Source organism: Alteromonas sp. IB21 (assembly GCF_016405965.1).
Classification (GTDB): Bacteria; Pseudomonadota; Gammaproteobacteria; order Enterobacterales; family Alteromonadaceae; genus Alteromonas.
In genome coordinates, this window is record NZ_JAEFCD010000034.1 from 21,845 (window position 1) to 41,275 (window position 19,431).

The following is a 19,431-nucleotide window of genomic DNA, read 5'->3' on the forward strand; positions in this document are numbered from 1 at the left end:
TTTATATCTAATAGACAGTAAGCTCAGGTTATAACCTTGTTTCTAATCCGGTAAATCCCAGTTGTGTTTTGGATAACGGCCTTTCATTTCTTTTTGAATTTCTTTGAAGCTGCCTTGCCAAAACATGCCTAGATCGCTTGTGGTTTGCAAAGGCCTTCCTGCCGGTGACAGTAATTCACACACCACGGTTATTCTACCCGCTGCAAGTGTTATTGGCGCACGCTGCGGATACATTTCCTGTAACCTTACAGACAACACCACATCGCCGTTGTCGCGATAGTCCAGAGGAACCTTTCTTCCAGAAGCGACGGTTAAATGTGTAGGCAAAAGCGTTGCCAACGCATCCTGTTGAGGCCACGACAAACCATTATTCAAAGCGGTTTTCCACGGTAACTGCTGCAGCGACTTAATATTTTTACAGTTTTTCAATGACGGTTTTAAGCTGTCTCTCGCCTTATACACCAACTCACTTAAGGAAGATGGCCATGGTACGGGCTCATTAAATGCCTTTTCCTGAGGCAAATTGAGCTTAGCGGCTAATTCTACCCGTCGCCACCACTGCCAGTCGGACTGGGAGAGAGGCCACGCCGAAAGCGGCAAGGCTTCAAGATAGGTAAACCACCCGTCGGTGAAAGCATCATCCCAAAAGTCACGATCCCGTGCTTTTTCTTGCCCTGACACGGGTAGACTACTCAACGTTATCGCAAAAAAACCTGTCATTCGCCGCGCTTCCATCTGGCCTGTGTCACTATTGAGCGTCACACTGCGCTTCTCACTGAATGCATTGGAAAACGCTACACGCAGCCAGCTTTCTGGTACCGGCTGCGCTAGGCGAACCGTTACCGTACTTTTTATTAGTTGACCATCAAGTACTGCCAGCCAGGGCGTACTTTCACCTTCTCCTTTGACAAAATTAGAACCGTTTGACGCAGTAAGCTCAGCGCCTTTGCCACTTGCCAGTTTATATTCAAGCAAATCCGAAGCACGCTTACCCGCTGTAGATGCACTGCCGCTACCTGAGGCTTTTTTTGCGCTACCGTTATTCGACGGCAACGACGTTCGCAGGTATCCCACCTGCATAGGAAAAGCGATAGCAATACATAAACCAAGCGCACGCTCATCCAGTAGATTTACGTCAGCACTACGCACTTGAATATCTGTATCTTCACTGTTTACGTATTGTAAATAGCGAGAGGCCTGATGCAGCAGTTGGCTACGTGTATTACCGCTCGCATGAAGTAATGTGTCTATCACACGTGCCGAACCGCTTGTGCTTATATTGCTTTCACTCAATGCAACGACAAAAATGGCAGCCTGTTTTAATGCGTTATTCTCTTCAATTGAAAGCCCATCGAAACCTGTTTTAACTGTTAATAGCAGGTGTGCTAAGTGAGGCTGACACGGCAATGTCGCGAGCGAACGGCCATAAGCGGTAACATTGATATTTCCGGCCATGAGGGGAGCGTAAGATCCGCCGTCCTTTGACCCATCCGTCGTACTTGTAATTGCATTTAGGCGGCTGAGTTTACTATGAGCCGTGCGCCGCTGTGCAAGGGAAGGCCTGGTTAATAATGCAAGCGTGTCGGGCGTACTTCCCCACGCATAGGTGTCGAGTAAAAAGCTGCTCAAATCTTCTTTTTCTATTTGAGCGGCACTATGTTTTGCTAATCGCTCAAAACTGCTTCTAGTACACAAGCGATAGCAAGTTCCAGCCGCTACGCGCCCTGCCCGCCCTGCTCTTTGCACCGCAGAAGCCTGAGAAATGCGCTGCTGCGTGAGCGCTGTGATATCGCTAGATGGGTGATACTGCGCACTGTTTTCCCAAAGGCTATCAATGACCACCGTCACTCCATCTATGGTTAAACTTGTCTCAGCAATATTGGTAGATAAAATGATTTTACGCCGACCTGCTGCGTCTGGAGAGATCGCCCCTTGTTGCGCAGATTTGCTCAGCGCGCCGTAAAGCATATGAAGGGCGATATCGGCACTGTCAGCTAAAGGTTTTATGTCCCGCGCTACAGCGTTAATGCTCCCTCGCCCTGGCAGAAATACCAAAATATCACCTTGGTGCTCACTAACAGCCTGCTTAATCACACTGCCAACTTTGGAAACGAGTTCATAAGCAGAGACATCTTGCGTATAGCGAATATCTACAGGAAACATCCGTCCTTCTGTATTGAGATTTACCACGGGCAATGCGCTGTATTCGGAAAGCAGTTTGTTAAGCGGTTCTACATCTAACGTTGCCGACATGATGATTAGCCGAAGGTCGTCGCGCAGTCCTGCCTGCACCTCAAGAGCTAATGCTAAACCAAAGTCACTGTGAATACTGCGTTCGTGAAATTCATCAAATACAATTGCAGCTACGCCATCTAACTCAGGGTCTTGCTGAATCATTCTGCTCAGCACCCCTTCAGTGATAATCTCTAGTTTGGTTGAAGGCGATGTTTTCGACTCGCCTTTGATACGATAACCCACCGTTTCCCCCACAGGTTCCTTAAGTTGTCTGGCCAAATAATCGGCAAGGCTTCTCACAACAACCCGGCGGGGCTGCATAAGCAAGATTTTTCCTTCGAGCGGAGAATGCATTAACGACAAAGGAAGCACAGTCGATTTACCTGCGCCAGGTGGTGCCCCGATAATGACGTTATTATCATCAATCGCATTTTGTAGCGGTGTTGCAAGTTCATAAGCGGGTAAATGAGAAAACGGCTGTAACATAAGAGGCAAAAAGATATCGTAAGCTAATGTCGATAGTGTACCCGATAAGCCCTATCATGTGTGTTAGAACTCAATAATTGAGGCGTGATAAGTACGCCCTAATACGTTTATATTGTTTACACGTAAGAGGAATCAATAAAAAATATTGGCTATTGCCATGAAACGGTTTCATACGAGACACTGGTGTAAAAATGCATATTAGGGGGTAAAGCTATGCGATGTTTTATTGGATTAGATCTTAGCACTACAGAAAAGCTGGCCCTTGATAGCTGGCGTCAGCAAGCCTTACCTGAAGTTATGCCAAGACAATGGACAAGAGCTGCCGCTCCAATATCCCGAAAATCTTCAAAGCATCAACAAGTTCATCAAGGTTCTTCCCTACCCTACGCGGTGCCAGCAGCTAACTTTCACATGACGCTGAGCTTTCTAGGCGAAATAGGCCATCGACAGCATGAATCGCTTATTTATGAACTCGACCACCTCGTGAGCGAGCCTTTTTCTCTAACCCTTGATACAACCGGGTTATGGAACGGCCCTAAAATTCTATTCGCGGCTCCCAGCGATAAACCCAAAGCACTAATGGAACTCGCTAAACTATCTCGTAAAGCGGCGCGAAAAGCGGCCATCGAGGTAGAAGGTAAAGAATATAAACCTCACGTTACCATCGCTAGAAAAGCCACATCAACGTTGCCCCTTCCACTATATAGCCCACATGTAGATATGCATGTGTCTGCCTTTCACTTATTCGAATCAGTATCTACGCCACAGGGAGTGACTTATCCAATTCGCCAGTCGTGGTCTTTAAAACATAACATGTCTGTTAGAGAGAAATTACGCAGAGGGATAACTGATGAATGAACAAAAACGTTTGCTCCACAGTTAGTAATTATGACTTATGCCAATTTAAGCTGGGTTAAAAAAGCCTATCACCTTTACAACGCGCTGCGGCACGGGTAAAAAGAGGACCTGTTTTTTAATTCATTCTGCCTTCATGCAACAAACATTTAGATTAGTTATAGACTGCCCCGACCAAATTGGGTTGGTTGCCAGCGTTTCGCAATTTTTAGCAGACCACAATGCCACCATTGTCGAAGCGAACCATCACACCGATTTACAGACAGGTCGCTTTTTCATGCGTCATGAAATTAGTACCGACTCGCTAAAATTAGACCATAAAAGCTTTGTGGAAGAGTTCACTCCCCTTGCCAATGAATATCAAATGAATTGGAAACTGAGTGATTCAAACAAAAAGCAACGCGTGGCTCTACTGGCCAGCCTTGAGTCTCACTGTTTAGTTGACCTGCTGCACCGCTGGCATACAGGCGAACTACACTGTGATATTCCCGTAATTATTGGTAACCACCCGCAAATGAAGCAATTTGCAGACTGGTACAAGGTGCCTTTTCACTGGGTAGACTTTAAAGCGCTCGGCAAAGAAGCGGCATTTGCGCAAATCACAACCTTACTGCAAGAGTACAAGATTGATTTGACCGTGCTTGCCCGCTTCATGCAGATTTTGCCTGATACGCTGTGCCAAGAGTTGCAAGGTAAAGCCATAAATATTCACCACAGTTTCTTGCCGAGCTTTGCCGGCGCTAAGCCTTATCAACAAGCCTATGATCGCGGCGTAAAGTTAATTGGCGCGACCTGTCATTACGTTACTAAAGACTTAGACGAAGGCCCTATCATTGAACAAAGCGTTAAGCGTATTAGTCACAGCGACAGCGCCGCTGACATGGTACGCAAGGGTAAAGATTGTGAAGTTACCGCATTGGCTCACGGCGTGCGCTACCATCTAGAAGACCGCGTCATCATTCACCGAAACAAAACCGTGGTATTTGCATAACAATGTACTAATTCATGACCTCAATCAATACCCAACGCAATGCGTTTTTATAAGCTAGGAGTATGGGTAGTTAAACGATGACTGTCATGATAAAAGTTTTGAAGTGGATAATGGTCAGTGGTGTTTTACTTTTTATACTGGGACACTACATCATCAGCTATTCTGGCCTTCCCGAAACAATGGGGGTTAAGGGCATTTATCTTGGTGCGTTCTGCATGGCCATTGGACTTGCCATGTCGCTACCTACAAAAATGTACTTAACCTTTCTTTTCGTAACGCGTGAAAATCGTTTACGTACGCATACTAAAAAGCACTAGCGCTACTACACAGCACTTACGCGTATCGCTTTTCTAAGTCGTAGGTAGTACCACATATTAGAGGCTGCAAATAGCGCCTCAGTAATAGCTAGCCCCCAGGTTTGCGTAATTATGCCGTACGCGGTGAAGTTGATAGAGCCAACAATCATACACACACGAAGACCCGCTTCTTTGCAGTGAAGCTCACCAAATCGGTAAGCCATAAAAGTTAACACAGGCATAGCTTCAACTAACGAGGTTTTACCGGTTAGGTTATTCACCGTCAGTACAATAACCATCATGCTGATTAATGTGATATAGGTTGCCACAGGAGAAAGTAGCTTTTGGTTAATTAGCCTATAACTAGTACTCAGCCCTGCCACCGTAATAACAACGGCTCCTCCCCACGCTTGCTCGAAAACCAAAAGTGAGCCAATAGCAATACATAGCCCTAAATTCAGTAGCAATAATTTACGTTCAGTATTCGACCAAAAAGAGGCCAAAGCAAAAGCGACAGGAAACGCGTGAAGTAGAATTTCGAACATAGTGAGCACGTTAAAATATAAAAGGTTGAAGGGTTGCTGAAGTCAGCATTTGAAAACGCGCGCAGTGTAAATTCCATACAGCATAAAACCAATCAAAATTTGACCCATTTCGATGAATTGCATATCAGCGCGATTTCTCTTCAAACCGCTGTACTGCAAGGAATTACGTTAAAGAGCATTTAACTTATTTTTACATTATCTTAAGATGATAAGCGTCAAAAACGTATAGATAAAAACAGACAGGAAAACTCATGGGTAAATTTAAATCATCACTTACCGCTATGGCGGTTGTGGTTGCACTGGGTGCATGTTCAGAACAAAAAGCACCTGAGACCACCAGCGCAGATGCACAACCTACAACAGCATCTCAGCAAGCACAGTTTGATAATGTGCTACTTCAAGAATTTAAAGGCCCGTATGGCGGCGTGCCAGCTTTCAATAAAATGAATCTAGAAGATTTGAAACCTGCGCTAGAAAAAGCCATGGAATTGAATCTTAAAGAAATCGAAGCTATCGCGAACAACGAAGCACCACCAACATTTGATAACGTTATTGTAGAGAAGGAGCGCGCAGGCGCTGAGCTTCGCCGCGTGTTTACTTACTACGGTATTTGGAGCTCTAACAAATCTAGCCCTGAATTCCGCGAGATTCAGGCAGAAATGTCACCTAAGATGTCGGCATTCTTCACTCAAATCACGCAAAATGAAAAACTCTTTGAAAGAGTAAAAGCGGTATACGAGTCTGATGAACTGAAGTCACTTACGCCAGAAGAACAGCGTATTACGTGGATGACGTACAATAGCTTTGCTCGAAATGGCGCAACCCTTGATAGCGAAGCAAAGAAACGCTACGCAGAAATAAACGAAGAACTTGCTACGCTGCACACTAAGTTTTCAAACAACGTTCTTGCCGACGAAGAAAACTATGTGACTTACATTACTGAAGACCAGTTGGATGGCTTGCCTGCGTCTTTTGTGAAAGCAGCAAAGGCTGCCGCTGAGTCTCGCGGTGAAGAAGGCAAATACGCCATTACTAACACCCGCTCGTCGATGGATCCATTCTTAACCTACTCCACAAATAGAGAGCTTCGCGAGAAAGTTTGGCGTACCTACTATAATCGCGGTGACAATGCAGACGAGTTTGATAATAACGACATTATCAAGCGTATCCTAACCCTCCGTGATGAGCGCGTTGAACTATTAGGTTACGAAAATTACGCTCAGTGGCGTTTAGAAGATCGCATGGCGAAGAACCCAGAAAATGCCATGGATCTCATGATGAAAGTATGGCCTGCGGCCATTGCTCGCGTTGAAGAAGAAGTGGCTGATATGCAGGCCATTGCGGATAAAGAAGGTGCCAATATCACTATTGAGCCTTGGGATTACCGCTTCTATGCAGAAAAAGTACGTCAGGCAAAATATGACCTCGACTCAAATGAAGTAAAGCAATATTTGCAGCTTGATAAACTTCGCGAAGCGATGTTCTACGTTGCGGGACGCCTGTTTAACTTTAACTTCACTCCGGTTGAAGAAGGCAAAGTGCCGGTTTTCCATGAAGACGTGAAGGTTTGGGAAGTAACAGATAAAGACAGCGGTGAACACATTGGTCTTTGGTACCTTGACCCATTCTCACGCCAAGGTAAGCGTTCAGGCGCTTGGGCAACGACCTACCGCTCTTACACCACGTTCGATGGCAAGAAAACCGTATTGTCTTCTAACAACTCGAACTTCGTCAAAGGGGCAGATGGCGAAGCTACGCTTATTTCGTGGGACGATGCTGAAACCTACTTCCATGAGTTTGGTCACGCGCTACACTTCTTAGCGTCTGACGTAGAATACCCATCTTCTCACTCGGGCGTGCGCGACTATACTGAGTTTCAGTCGCAGTTGCTAGAGCGCTGGTTAACCACCGATGAAGTTATTAATAACTACCTGGTACACCACGAAACTGGCGAGCCGATCCCTGCCGAATTGGTTGAGAAAATTAAAAAGGCTTCAACCTTTAATGAAGGGTTCAAGACGACAGAATACATGGCCTCTGCAATCATGGATCTGAAGTATCACACTACCGACCCTAGCAAGATTGACCCTGATACCTTTGAAAGTGAAGAGCTTAAAAAGCTAGACATGCCAGAAGAAATCGTTATGCGTCACCGCTCTCCACACTTCGGACACGTTTTCTCAGGCGAAGGTTATGCAGCAGCCTACTATGGCTATATGTGGGCAGAGGTTTTGACTGCTGATGCGGCAGAAGCCTTTATGGAAGCACCTGGCGGCTTCTACGATAAAGAAGTAGGCGACCGCTTAGTGAAATATTTATTCGCTGTACGCAACGCGATGGACCCAGCAGAAGCGTACCGAAAATTCCGTGGGCGCGATGCGAAGGTAGACGCGTTAATGCGTGACCGTGGTTTCCCGATCCCAAAAGAAGCCAAAGAATAAACACTATTGCTTTTAGGTTGTAGTTGAAATTATTCAACACACAGTAACAAAACCGGCCTTCCGTTTAATTTATTAAACCGAAGGCCTTTTTATTTGCTTTACGTGCTAAAGCACACATCTTTTCATTGACCTTCTGGTCAGTTGTCATTCACAATCTTACCGCGCCCATTACTACCAAAAAGTATAAACTTTGCCGGTAAGAGGCCGATAACGTGTTTGGCCAAAAGAATAATAATACTAGCGCTAAATTTATATCGCCGTACTGCGTCGTAGTAACGACCGGTATTAGACGTCGTTGTGCCTGCAATGCCACGTCATCTTTTATTCATAGTTTCAGCATTAACTTACGTGGTCGAAAGTCATGACTTTCAGTATAAAACAAAAACTCATTATTTCTCTTATGGTGGCAGTGCTTGCGGCTGCCGTACTCGTCGGTTCAATTAGCCAGTGGATTGCCCGCGATCTCGTCAAAGAAAGCATGGAAGAGTTACAGCTTCCCTCACTTCTCAAACAAGTTGGCAATCGTGTTGATAGAGAAGCGAGCGTGATGCTAACTGTCGCCCACAGCATCGCGTCAAATCCAGATATTCTTGCATGGTCAACAGCAGGTGCCGACAGCGCTGGTGAACGTCGCCTTCTTGGCTACTTGAACAATATTGTTGAATTTAACGATTTAACCGTGGCCTCATTTGTCGATAGAACAACGTACAAATATTGGAATCAAGAGGGCTTTTTACGGGTTCTTGAAAATGATGAATTCGACGGATGGTTTTTTGCCTATAAAGACAGCGGTGAGCCTATTTCTTTAAGCCTGTATAACGAACCAGGTCAGGGCTATCGCCTGTTTGCGAACTATCAGCAAGTTAACGGCAGAGGCATGTCGGGCGTTGCTAAATCCGTTGATGAATTATTAGGGATCATTAATGCCGTAAAAATTGCGCAAACCGGTTTTGTTTTCTTGGTTGACGGCAGCGGCACAATCATAGCACATCCAAATACGGCGTTGCTGGGTAAAGCTAAGCTTGCGTCAATTAGCGATTCAACTACTGCTGGAAAACTTCTCAATCGCCAAGGCTTTGCTATGGCCACCAGCGACTCGAAGGGTGACACCCAGCTGTTTGCAAGTACCTATGTAGATAAAGCAGGCTGGTATGTTGTTGCTCAAGTGCCAGAGCATGAGCTTTATGCGTCACTGAACGCCGGCAGTCGCCAAATCATTGTGTGGGCGTTAGCGATTGCGGGGGCGTTCGCGCTTATCGGAATTTGGCTAGCAGGCACATTAACCAAGCCTCTAGAATCGCTTGCTGATGTATTTCAGCAGCTTGGACAAGGTCAAGGTGACTTGCGTTCTCGCATTCCCACACCAGAACAAAAAGAAATTGCGCGCTTGGTGGAAGGGTTTAATAACTTTATAGATCATCTTCACGGCACCATATCCCAGGTAGCGAAAACGAGTCATGCACTTAAAACGTCAGCGCAAGATGTGGCCAAGCAATCCCATCAAACTGAACGTTCAACGAAAAGTCAGCGCGATCAAACTCTGCAGGCCGCAGCAGCGCTAACCGAGATGGGCAGCACGGTTAACGAGGTCGCGCAATCGGCCACCCTTGCAGCACAAAATGCTAACTTGGCGACGACTAATTCGGCGCAAGGAAGAGAAATCACCCAACGCGCCGTACATGCAATACAGGGTTTGTCAGAGCAAATACAAGATGTTTCCCACGTTATTCAGTCACTTGACGAACATACAGCGGCTATTGGCGGTATCTTGGATACTATTCGAGGTATCTCAGAGCAAACTAATTTGTTGGCGCTTAATGCAGCTATTGAAGCTGCGCGCGCTGGAGATCACGGCAGAGGTTTTTCTGTTGTGGCTGACGAAGTTCGAACCCTGGCTCAGCGGGCTGCTCAAGCCACAGATGAAATTCAGGTGAAGATTGACAAATTTCAACAGGACTCAAAGTCAGCCGTTTCACAGATGGAATCTAGCCGAGCACGCACAACCGATGTCGTTACTGCCACTACCGAAATTGATGCACTGCTGCAAAGCATCGCTCAAGAAATTGCACATATAAACGATGTCAACACGCAAGTGGCAACCGCGACCGAAGAACAAGCAACCGTGGTTGAAGATATCAGTCGAAATATTAACGATATTAGTGCGTCGAGTGAAGAAACACTCAATGCTACGCAAATTTTAGTGAACGTGAGCGATAAGCTTGATGAGTTAGCGCAGGAGCTATCCGCTGAGGTGAGTCGTTTCAAGCTATAGCTGATATGCGTCGCGATATGAAATCAAATTAAGCAGAGTAGGACGCGCGCTCGACACAGGCTGTAGCAGACGAGCGCGTTACTCATCGCTATTAGAAATAGCGATACAGTTTGTTTAAGCCCTTTATTTAGCTACAACCTGAGCGCTTGACAATGACGCCTTACGCCCCTCTGTAGCTTCCTCACTGAACCAGTAGAGGCCTTGCCCATCGACACACACGCCCTCAACTTGCTTGTATTCATCTAAAGGCCAAATATCAAGAAGCAGAAACTCTGTTGAAACTTGCGCCAAAAAGGTAGCAAAATTGCCGAAAGGATCTGACTTATAGCCGGTTATCACAAATCGCTGCTGAAGTTCGTCAAAATCTACACCCGTCACCACACCAGGTAATCCCTCGATAGATGCAAAAGGACGCAACTTCTGAATGAGCTCTGCCTCATTAACGTGATAAATATGCGTTATCCCTGTGCGCCAGCTTTTGGAAAATAGAAGTAGCTTGTTATTAAGCTTGACCATGGCCTCTGAGTCGAAATCATGAGCGTAAGGGATATTATTGTCAGTGTTGTTGTCTGCATATTTTAACGTAATTGTTTTAATATCATTCACGTTGCTGCGATTCACTTTATGAATTTCGACCTGCTCTCTTTTACCCTTATTATTCCCAACGTCAGCGATATAATAAAAATCCGGATCTGCAGTAATGGCCTCCCAATCTTTATTGGTAAGCGCTAGCCGCGTACGCTTTGTTATTTCGCCTTGGTAATTGACATGAAATATGAGTGGGGCATTGCCCGAGTCGTTCAGTGAAACCATACCTTCTTCTTCGCAGAACAAACCTGAAGTTTCTGCAAGCTCATCAGGTAACGTTACCATGGTATTAATTTTCAACGATGCGGAAGGCGTTGAATAATTTACGGCACAGGCTGTACTCAGCATGAGTGCTAACGATAAAACCACAAACCTATATAATCTGCTCAATGAGACGCTCCGAAATAATCTCTACTTTCTAGATAATATCAAACTAAAACATTAACTCACGTGAATTCACATTCTATCTTAGCTAGCCCCTCTACGTTGTTTAAAGGCAACGACCATCTTTTATAGACCAATCTAAAAATAAATCTTAACCCTCAGCACACTACTACATACTGGTCTAAACTGATTAACCATGCGTATATTGCTACTCGTAAACAAGTCTAAAATTACCTTATGACAAATGTTTAGACTGATATACGATGGGATAATACTAACACGTTAAGGATTCACTCTTGTCAGACCCGCTACTTTCTCTCGTTGCAGTAGGATTGCTGTCTATTGCCTGTCAGTATTTGGCATATAAAATTAGGCTTCCTGCCATACTACCTCTTTTAATTGTAGGCATTGTTGTGGGGCCCGTTTTTGGTGTACTTAACGCAGACAGTTTATTTGGCGACCTACTGTTTCCCGTCGTTTCACTTTCTGTAGCTATCATTCTCTTTGAAGGCTCATTGACGCTTAAATTTAGCGACATCGCCGGTCACGGCAATATGGTAAGAAACCTTTGTTCCATAGGCGTCGTCGTGACGTGGATTGTTGCAGCTACGGCTGCCCATTACAGTTTAGATCTGTCGTGGCAACTCTCCTTTTTGTTTGGCGCAATCGTAACTGTTACTGGCCCTACGGTTATTGTTCCGATGTTGCGAACGGTTCGGCCTAAAACAAATCTTGCGAACATTCTGCGCTGGGAAGGAATAGTGATCGACCCTATCGGCGCATTGCTTGCCGTGCTGGTGTTCGAGTTTATCGTAGCGTCACAAGAAACCGCTATTACACATACACTGATTGCCTTTGGTAAAACCGTAGGTATTGGGTCGGTGCTCGGCCTTGCTGCGGGTTATTTATTAGGGCTATCGATTAGAAAAGAATGGATCCCCCACTATCTACTCAATACCGCCGTATTAACGATTATTCTAGGTATCTTTGCAGCATCTAACTATGTGGCCCACGAGTCCGGCCTCTTGGCTGTCACTATCGCCGGTATGGTACTTGCCAATATGAAAGACGTGGATGTGGAAGACATACTGGAGTTTAAAGAAACCTTGAGTGTCTTGCTTATCTCCGGGCTATTTATACTGCTTGCTACCCGGTTAAACCTGCAATCGGTTATAGATGTTGGTTGGGGCTCCGTGATAGTTCTTGCAGCTATCATGTTTGTTGCTAGACCGTTATCAGTCATGGCCTCTTCCATTGGTACCGGCCTTAAATTTAACGAGTTAGCCTTACTTAGTTGGATAGCCCCCCGCGGTATCGTAGCGGCGGCCGTCTCAGCTTTGTTCTCGTTAAAACTAGAAGAAATAGGTTACGAAGGTGCGGGTATCATCGTCCCCATCGTGTTTATGGTCATTATCGCCACAGTTGTGGTGCAGAGCTTAACGTCTCGTACCGTTGCTTCATTATTAAAAGTCAGGGCCCCAGCCCCTACCGGCTATCTGATATTTGGTGGAAGCAAGTTCAACCGTGCTCTGGCGAGTGAAATGTTAAATCAAAAGCTGGATGTGACGATTGCTGATACTAACTGGGATGCCATTCGCGAAGCGCGCATGATGGACATTCCCGTCTATTTCGGTAACCCCATGTCAGACCATGCTGCTCGACACCTAGACCTAAATACCTTTGGCACTGTTCTTATCATGTCGCCCTATAAACAGCTCAATCCACTTATTGCATACCACTTTGAATACACAATGGGTAAAGATAAAGTGTGGGCATTAACAAATAATGAGCAGTCCACACGCCCTAGTCACCAAGTAAGTGAACAATACGCCAAGAAGTTAACTTTATTTGATGAGGGTGTCACTTACGGTTACTTGGCTTCTGCAATAGCCCGTGAGTCCCAAGTTAAAACAACGCGTTTGTCAGAAGAGTTTAGCTATGAGCAATATATTAAACAATATGGTGAGAGAGCAACGCCACTTATTGCTATAAATGCTGAAGGAAAAAGCTATACGTTTATAAATGGAAACAGTATTGAACCAAAGGCTGGATGGCGTCTAATTAGTTTGATTGAGCCTGAGCGTAACGAAGCGACGCCTGAGAGTGCTAAAAAGACAATATAGAGTCGTAGAGTAAGAAAGCCTCCTGCCCACCGGCAGGAGGCCTCTCCCTGGAAAACCGCGTAACCCAGTGCCCTTTTAATAGGAGCGTTTTTATTTGGATTTTACCGTTGTTACGCTGTCGTACGCTTTATAGCAAGCGGCGCACCAACTTTAACAAACAAAGTAAAATCAAAGCGTTAGAAATCAAGCCACTACTTAACCGTATATTTCGGCCTTGCCCATAAAACTTTTTGGTGCATACAGCGCACCAATTAGGGGTTCATTTTTCGCTCAATTTCAATGGGTTAACGAGCTTTAGCTACCCTATTCCGAGTCAATTTAAGTACTTGCCAATACACGTTAACGTAGCGTCTAATGCCCCGCTATTATTCTGTAATACCTGTTTTCCTGCGCTACCGGCAGTCACACTCTCGGCGGGGTTTCCAATCCAATTTGTTAAGGCAGCGGCAATGTCAGCGGCATTCTCAACAATCGTTAGCGCGCCACAGTCTTGAAGATATTCACATATAACAGGGTTATTAAAGGTATGAGGGCCCATTAAAATAGGTAACGCAAACGCCGCAGGCTCAAGTGCATTATGACCTCCGCGTTCTGCAATTGACCCTCCCACGAAGGCAAAACTTGCTATGGCGTACGCTTGGTTGAGTTTTCCCATCTCGTCGAGAAGTATAACGTTGGTATCATCAGGTACCGACGCAACCTCTGAGGTCCTTGCAAAGGATAGATTGTATTTTTCTATGATTTTGGCGACGGCATCGAATCGTTCAGGATGCCTTGGCACGATAACAACGCGAAATGAAGGGAATACTTTCCATACTTTCAAAGCCGCATCAAGTATAGCTTTCTCCTCCGGCTCGTGTGTACTGCCAGCTACTAAAAGTGGGCTCTTACCACGGCTTATTCCAATGAAGCGGCTCAAGGTGTTCACCTCAGAACTCGCTTGATCAAACTTTATGTTGTTCGTAAGAGTAAGCCTTTTGCTATCCATACCCAGCCAGGAGTAGTTATCATAATCTCGTTGTCCCTGCGCACATACGTGAGACAGCTTACCTAACATAGGATTAAAAAGTTTGCCTATTTTCTTATAGCGCTTTGCAGAACGGTCGGTCATTCTGGCATTAATGACAACAACAGGAATATGGGCTTTCCAACATGTGTGAACTAAATTTGGCCACAATTCGACCTCGGTAATCATTACCATTTTAGGTTTTACCCGTTTTAACATTCCGGCCATTGCCAGATGTAAATCATAGGGTAGGTAAAAGTGATGAACGGTATCTTTAAAAATATCACGAACCCGTGCTGAACCCGTAGATGTTGTGGTGGTTATAGTTATTTGCGCGTCTGGCTCAACGCGCATTATGCGCTTGATAAGGCACGACGCAGCCACGACCTCACCAACTGAAACACAATGAAACAGATAGCCATTTTCTTTGGGTGGACGGCGAACAAATCCAAAGCGCTCGAAACGACGACGATTATAATCTTTGTTCCTTGTAGAGCCTCTCTTAACAAGCTGTACGATAGCAAAAGGAATAAGAAGTGCTAATACACATGAATACCCCCACCGACAAAGCGTTTCAACAAATTTAGGTTTGTAGTCACTGCGTTTGACAGCAGGCATAAATACTTCCTTTGGGTAAAATTTATTTGGTTTATTGACGCGAACACTTAGCATTAGTTGGTATCAATGTCAGTAATTAAACTGTCGTGAATGTATTATTGACTCAGTTCAAGTAAACGAGAGTTATATTACCGAAGCCTATTCTAATGCCGCAGCACGTTCAACGTATTCTCATTATTCGTCTCAGCGCAATTGGCGATATTGTAATGGCTTCAGGCCTTCCGTCTAGTATCAATAGCATTTACACGTCAATCCCCCCCACTGATGAGATAACATGGTTGGTAGAAGCCCCATACACCGGGCAGGTAAGTACAACCCCGAACGTTGACAATGGTATCCCATGTCCGAAATGGTGGCCTATGGGGAATTTGATGCGATTGGAGAAAGTCTTGTGCGTTTAACTAAGTAACCGACATTACATAAACAATATGGCAATGCGCTATACCAACATGTTTCAGGGAAATTTAGCATAACGAATATGGATCATGCCTACGCCAACCTTATACCTCTCTTATTCAAGGGGACAAAAATATTAATAAGACGGTTAAAAATCTCGCCCAGCCCAGTTTATAGATACAAAAAAGCCGCTCGAGAGCGGCTTTTTTAAGACTTTGAAAAAGTTAGCGATTAAACGCCAGCTTTCTCAACAACGTCAACTAGCATCCAAGATTTGTTCTTAGATAACGGGCGACATTCACGTACTGTTACTACGTCACCTTGGTTGCACACGTTGTTTTCGTCGTGGGCGTGAAGCTTAGTAGAGCGCTTGATGAACTTCCCGTAGATTGGGTGCTTAACAAAACGTTCAACAACAACAGTGATGGTTTTATCCATCTTGTTGCTAACCACACGACCTTGTACTGTACGAATTTTTTGCTCAGTCATTACGCATCAGCCTTTTGAGTCAGAATGGTTTTAACACGCGCGATGTTACGACGTACTTTTCTCAACTGATCAGTTTTTTCAAGCTGACCTGTTGTGTGCTGCATGCGCAGGTTGAACTGTTCGCGTAGCAGGTTAATCAACTCTGCGTTCAGCTCTTCTACGCTTTTTTCTTTCAGTTCAGTCGCTTTCATTACATCACCGTCCGAGTTACAAAGGTTGTTTTAAATGGCAGTTTAGCCGCTGCCAATTCAAACGCTTCGCGTGCAAGATTTTCAGGAACACCTTCCATCTCGTAAAGGACACGACCAGGCTGAATTTGGCATACCCAGTACTCAACGTTACCTTTACCTTTACCTTGACGCACTTCAAGAGGCTTCTCAGTAATTGGCTTGTCAGGGAAAACTCGAATCCAAATTTTACCTTGACGCTTAACGTGACGAGTCATAGCACGACGCGCTGCTTCGATTTGGCGCGCAGTCATACGACCACGGCCAACTGCTTTCAGGCCGTAAGTACCAAAGGCAACAGTATTACCCGCTGCCAAGCCGCGGTTGCGGCCTTTGTGCATCTTACGGAACTTCATGCGTTTTGGTTGTAACATGATTAGCCCTCTCGCTTAGCGTTGCGGCCTTTCTTCTTAGGTTGAGCAGCTGGTGCTTGCTCTTGAGTTGTAGGTAGACCACCTAGAACTTCACCTTTGAAGATCCATACTTTAACGCCGATGATACCGTAAGTAGTTGACGCTTCAGAGGTTGCGTAATCAATGTCCGCACGGAAAGTGTGCAGAGGAACGCGACCTTCGCGGTACCACTCAGAACGTGCAATTTCTGCACCGCCCAAACGGCCGCTAACTTCAACTTTGATACCTTTTGCGCCTAGACGCATTGCGTTTTGTACTGCGCGCTTCATAGCACGACGGAACATAACACGACGCTCTAGCTGGCTAGAGATGCTGTCAGCTACTAGCTGGCCATCTAGCTCTGGCTTACGTACTTCAGCGATGTTGATCTGAGCTGGCACGCCGGCGAGCTTAGATACGTAGTTACGCAACTTCTCTACGTCTTCACCTTTCTTACCGATAACCACGCCTGGACGAGCAGTGTGAATAGTCACACGGATGCTCTTAGCAGGACGCTCGATCACGATTTTAGATAGTGAAGCGTTTTTAAGTTGCTTTGTCAGATACTGACGTACCTGATGATCGTTATACAGGTTATCTGCATAGTCTGCAGTATTAGCGTACCAGGTAGATGTCCATGGTTTGCTGATACCCAGGCGTATACCTGTAGGATGTACCTTCTGTCCCATTATCTACTCCTAGTTATCCGCTACAACCACAGTGATGTGACTGCTGCGCTTAAAGATACGATCAGCACGGCCTTTGGCACGTGGCTTGATACGCTTCATAGTTGGACCTTCGTCAACGAAAATCTTGGCAACGACTAGCTCGTCGATGTCCGCGCCTTCGTTGTGCTCTGCGTTAGCAATCGCAGATTCCAAAACTTTCTTTACTAGCGCTGCGCTTTTCTTCGGGCTGTACGCAAGAAGCTCAAGTGCTTTCTCAACGTGCATTCCACGAATTTGATCCGCAACCAAGCGTGCCTTTTGAGCCGACGTGCGGGCAAAACGGTGTTTAGCTAATGCTTCCATCTTCCTACCCCTTAACGTTTAGCTTTCTTGTCCGCGACATGGCCGCGGTAAGTACGCGTTGGCGCAAATTCGCCCAACTTGTGGCCGACCATTTCGTCACTAATAATGACAGGTACATGTTGGCGACCGTTATGGACCGCAATGGTCAACCCAATCATATCTGGGATGATCATAGAACGACGAGACCAAGTTTTGATTGGTTTACGTTCGTTCTTTTCCACTGCAGCCTCTACCTTCTTCAGCAAGTGAAGGTCAATAAAAGGACCTTTCTTGAGAGAACGTGGCATGGTGAATCCTCGCTATTACTTGTTTCGACGACGTACGATAAGCTTATCAGTACGCTTGTTGCTTCGGGTTTTCTTACCTTTGGTAGGAACACCCCAAGGAGTTACTGGGTGACGACCGCCTGATGTACGACCTTCACCACCACCGTGTGGGTGATCAACCGGGTTCATGGCAACACCACGAACGGTAGGACGAACACCACGCCAGCGTGTAGCACCAGCTTTACCTAGTGAACGAAGCATGTGCTCTGCATTGCCAACTTCACCAATAGTGGCGCGGCAATCAGATAGAACTTTACGCATTTCGCCAGAGCGCAGACGTAGAGTAACGTAGTTTCCGTCACGTGCTAGGATCTGAGCATAAGCACCAGCAGAACGTGCAATTTGTGCACCCTTGCCAGGCTTCATTTCAATGGCGTGTACAACAGAACCTACAGGAATGTTACGCATAGGTAGAGTGTTACCAGACTTGATCGGAGCGTCCGAACCAGACTGGATAGCATCACCTGCTTTCATACCCTTAGGAGCTAGAATGTAACGACGTTCACCGTCTGCGTACAATACTAGAGCAATGTTAGCAGAACGGTTTGGATCGTACTCTAAACGCTCAACTTTAGCTGGAATGCCGTCTTTGTTGCGTTTGAAGTCGATTACACGATAGTGTTGCTTGTGACCACCACCGATGTGACGAGTCGTAATACGACCACCGTTGTTACGACCACCAGACTTGCTGTTTTTCTCTAGCAAAGGCGCATAAGGTGCACCTTTGTGCAGGTCAGGATTAACGACCTGAACAACGTGACGACGACCGGCAGAAGTTGGCTTAGCTTTCAATAATGGCATTTCTAATCCCCTTCTTACTCAGCACCACCGACAAAGTCGATGTCCTGACCTTCTTTAAGAACCACGTAGGCCTTTTTCCAGTCGCTGCGCTTACCGAAAGACATGCCGTGACGCTTGGTTTTACCCTTAACGTTCACAGTACGAACACCTTGAACTTCAACTTCAAACAGTTTTTCAACTGCTGCTTTGATTTCAGCTTTGTTCGCGTCTTTAGCTACTTTAAATACAACTGTGTTGTTCGCTTCAGCAGCCATTGTAGACTTTTCTGAAACGTGAGGTGCAACTAGCACCTTCAGTAGACGTTCTTCTTTCATGCTAACGCCTCCTCAAGTTGTTTAACCGCATCAGCAGTCATTAGCACTTTCTCAAATGCAATCAAGCTCACTGGGTCGATGCCTGCAACGTCACGTACGTCAACTTTGTACAAGTTGCGTGCCGCTAGGAACAAGTTCTCATCAACTTCAGGAGTAACGATTAGAACGTCGTTTAGTTCATATTCGTTAAGTGCAGAAATAAGAGCTTTAGTCTTAGGTGCGTCAACACCGAACTTCTCTACAACAACCAAACGGTCTTGACGGATTAGTTCAGACAAGATGCTCTTGATCGCACCGCGATACATTTTCTTGTTAACTTTTTGGTCGAAGTCACGAGGCTTCGCTGCAAAAGCACGGCCACCGCCAACCCAGATTGGGCTACGGATAGTACCAGCACGTGCACGGCCAGTACCTTTTTGACGCCATGGCTTCTTACCGCCACCACGAACTTCAGCGCGAGTTTTCTGCGCTTTTGTACCCTGACGAGCGCCTGCTCCGTAAGCTACAACTACCTGGTGTACCAGGGCTTCGTTGAATTCACGTCCAAAGGTCGCTTCGGATACTTCAAGAGCGCTTTGCGCGTCTTTCAATGTTAATTCCATCAGTTCACTCCCC

Annotated in this window: 20 protein-coding genes; 7 read left to right on the forward strand and 13 right to left on the reverse strand. The window is 45.7% G+C overall.

Annotation, left to right across the window (positions count from 1 at the left end; translation table 11 throughout):
• Positions 1 to 42: 42 nt before the first annotated feature.
• Positions 43 to 2,721, reverse strand: coding sequence for an ATP-dependent RNA helicase (locus tag JC525_RS17940; protein ID WP_198817248.1), 2,679 nt, complete (start codon positions 2,719 to 2,721; stop codon positions 43 to 45).
• Positions 2,722 to 2,934: 213 nt separating this feature from the next.
• Here JC525_RS17940 and thpR point away from each other — a divergent pair, with 213 nt between their 5' ends.
• The 3 genes from thpR (at position 2,935) to JC525_RS17955 (ending at position 4,884) form a co-directional block, all read left to right on the forward strand.
• The gene (thpR, locus tag JC525_RS17945) at positions 2,935 to 3,579 is read left to right on the forward strand and encodes an RNA 2',3'-cyclic phosphodiesterase (protein ID WP_198817194.1); all 645 of its coding nucleotides are present in this window, start codon (positions 2,935 to 2,937) and stop codon (positions 3,577 to 3,579) included.
• 133 nt (positions 3,580 to 3,712) lie between these two features.
• Entirely contained in the window at positions 3,713 to 4,567 is an 855-nt protein-coding gene (gene purU, locus JC525_RS17950; RefSeq protein ID WP_105930573.1) for a formyltetrahydrofolate deformylase, read from the forward strand.
• 86 nt (positions 4,568 to 4,653) lie between these two features.
• On the forward strand, positions 4,654 to 4,884 hold the full coding sequence (locus JC525_RS17955; RefSeq protein WP_233095288.1) for a hypothetical protein: 231 nt from the start codon (positions 4,654 to 4,656) through the stop codon (positions 4,882 to 4,884).
• A 5-nt stretch (positions 4,885 to 4,889) separates the two neighbouring features.
• Here the strand turns inward: JC525_RS17955 and JC525_RS17960 are convergent, their stop codons facing one another.
• The gene (locus tag JC525_RS17960) at positions 4,890 to 5,408 is read right to left on the reverse strand and encodes a YgjV family protein (protein WP_198817205.1); all 519 of its coding nucleotides are present in this window, start codon (positions 5,406 to 5,408) and stop codon (positions 4,890 to 4,892) included.
• A gap of 251 nt (positions 5,409 to 5,659) precedes the next feature.
• Here JC525_RS17960 and JC525_RS17965 point away from each other — a divergent pair, with 251 nt between their 5' ends.
• Both JC525_RS17965 and JC525_RS17970 read left to right on the forward strand, forming a co-directional pair.
• Positions 5,660 to 7,849 carry a M3 family metallopeptidase gene (locus JC525_RS17965; RefSeq protein ID WP_198817206.1) on the forward strand — a complete coding sequence of 730 codons (2,190 nt, stop codon included), beginning with the start codon at positions 5,660 to 5,662 and terminating at the stop codon, positions 7,847 to 7,849.
• Positions 7,850 to 8,210: 361 nt separating this feature from the next.
• A complete protein-coding gene (locus JC525_RS17970; RefSeq protein ID WP_198817212.1) occupies positions 8,211 to 10,121 on the forward strand; it encodes a methyl-accepting chemotaxis protein in 1,911 nt (636 codons plus the stop codon).
• Positions 10,122 to 10,244: 123 nt separating this feature from the next.
• Here JC525_RS17970 and JC525_RS17975 read toward each other — a convergent pair whose 3' ends face one another.
• On the reverse strand, positions 10,245 to 11,099 hold the full coding sequence (locus tag JC525_RS17975; RefSeq protein WP_198817214.1) for a hypothetical protein: 855 nt from the start codon (positions 11,097 to 11,099) through the stop codon (positions 10,245 to 10,247).
• 290 nt (positions 11,100 to 11,389) lie between these two features.
• Here JC525_RS17975 and JC525_RS17980 point away from each other — a divergent pair, with 290 nt between their 5' ends.
• Entirely contained in the window at positions 11,390 to 13,216 is a 1,827-nt protein-coding gene (locus JC525_RS17980; RefSeq protein ID WP_198817216.1) for a cation:proton antiporter, read from the forward strand.
• A 313-nt stretch (positions 13,217 to 13,529) separates the two neighbouring features.
• Here JC525_RS17980 and JC525_RS17985 read toward each other — a convergent pair whose 3' ends face one another.
• Positions 13,530 to 14,840 (reverse strand): 3-deoxy-D-manno-octulosonic acid transferase, encoded by a 1,311-nt coding sequence (locus JC525_RS17985; protein WP_198817218.1) that lies wholly within the window; start codon positions 14,838 to 14,840, stop codon positions 13,530 to 13,532.
• 146 nt (positions 14,841 to 14,986) lie between these two features.
• Here JC525_RS17985 and JC525_RS17990 point away from each other — a divergent pair, with 146 nt between their 5' ends.
• Positions 14,987 to 15,241: a glycosyltransferase family 9 protein gene (locus JC525_RS17990; RefSeq protein WP_198817220.1), complete on the forward strand. Its 255-nt coding sequence runs from the start codon at positions 14,987 to 14,989 to the stop codon at positions 15,239 to 15,241.
• A 226-nt stretch (positions 15,242 to 15,467) separates the two neighbouring features.
• Here the strand turns inward: JC525_RS17990 and rpsQ are convergent, their stop codons facing one another.
• The 9 genes from rpsQ to rplD are packed head-to-tail and all read right to left on the reverse strand — an operon-like array spanning position 15,468 to position 19,418.
• A complete protein-coding gene (rpsQ, locus tag JC525_RS17995; RefSeq protein WP_012516966.1) occupies positions 15,468 to 15,725 on the reverse strand; it encodes a 30S ribosomal protein S17 in 258 nt (85 codons plus the stop codon).
• The gene (gene rpmC / locus JC525_RS18000) at positions 15,725 to 15,916 is read right to left on the reverse strand and encodes a 50S ribosomal protein L29 (RefSeq protein ID WP_014947980.1); all 192 of its coding nucleotides are present in this window, start codon (positions 15,914 to 15,916) and stop codon (positions 15,725 to 15,727) included. The genes rpsQ and rpmC overlap by 1 nt, the downstream gene beginning before the upstream one ends.
• Complete coding sequence (rplP, locus tag JC525_RS18005; protein ID WP_014947979.1) at positions 15,916 to 16,326, reverse strand: 50S ribosomal protein L16; 411 nt, start codon at positions 16,324 to 16,326, stop codon at positions 15,916 to 15,918. Before rplP ends, rpmC begins: the two co-directional genes overlap by 1 nt.
• A 2-nt stretch (positions 16,327 to 16,328) precedes the next feature.
• Positions 16,329 to 17,033 (reverse strand): 30S ribosomal protein S3, encoded by a 705-nt coding sequence (rpsC, locus tag JC525_RS18010; RefSeq protein ID WP_014947978.1) that lies wholly within the window; start codon positions 17,031 to 17,033, stop codon positions 16,329 to 16,331.
• Between the two features lie 9 nt (positions 17,034 to 17,042).
• Complete coding sequence (gene rplV, locus JC525_RS18015; protein WP_105930584.1) at positions 17,043 to 17,375, reverse strand: 50S ribosomal protein L22; 333 nt, start codon at positions 17,373 to 17,375, stop codon at positions 17,043 to 17,045.
• An 11-nt stretch (positions 17,376 to 17,386) separates the two neighbouring features.
• Positions 17,387 to 17,662, reverse strand: coding sequence for a 30S ribosomal protein S19 (rpsS, locus tag JC525_RS18020; RefSeq protein ID WP_012516961.1), 276 nt, complete (start codon positions 17,660 to 17,662; stop codon positions 17,387 to 17,389).
• 15 nt (positions 17,663 to 17,677) lie between these two features.
• On the reverse strand, positions 17,678 to 18,502 hold the full coding sequence (rplB, locus tag JC525_RS18025) for a 50S ribosomal protein L2 (protein ID WP_159119639.1): 825 nt from the start codon (positions 18,500 to 18,502) through the stop codon (positions 17,678 to 17,680).
• 14 nt (positions 18,503 to 18,516) lie between these two features.
• Positions 18,517 to 18,816: a 50S ribosomal protein L23 gene (gene rplW, locus JC525_RS18030; protein ID WP_198817221.1), complete on the reverse strand. Its 300-nt coding sequence runs from the start codon at positions 18,814 to 18,816 to the stop codon at positions 18,517 to 18,519.
• The gene (gene rplD, locus JC525_RS18035; RefSeq protein ID WP_012516958.1) at positions 18,813 to 19,418 is read right to left on the reverse strand and encodes a 50S ribosomal protein L4; all 606 of its coding nucleotides are present in this window, start codon (positions 19,416 to 19,418) and stop codon (positions 18,813 to 18,815) included. Before rplD ends, rplW begins: the two co-directional genes overlap by 4 nt.
• Between the last annotated feature and the right edge of the window lie 13 nt (positions 19,419 to 19,431).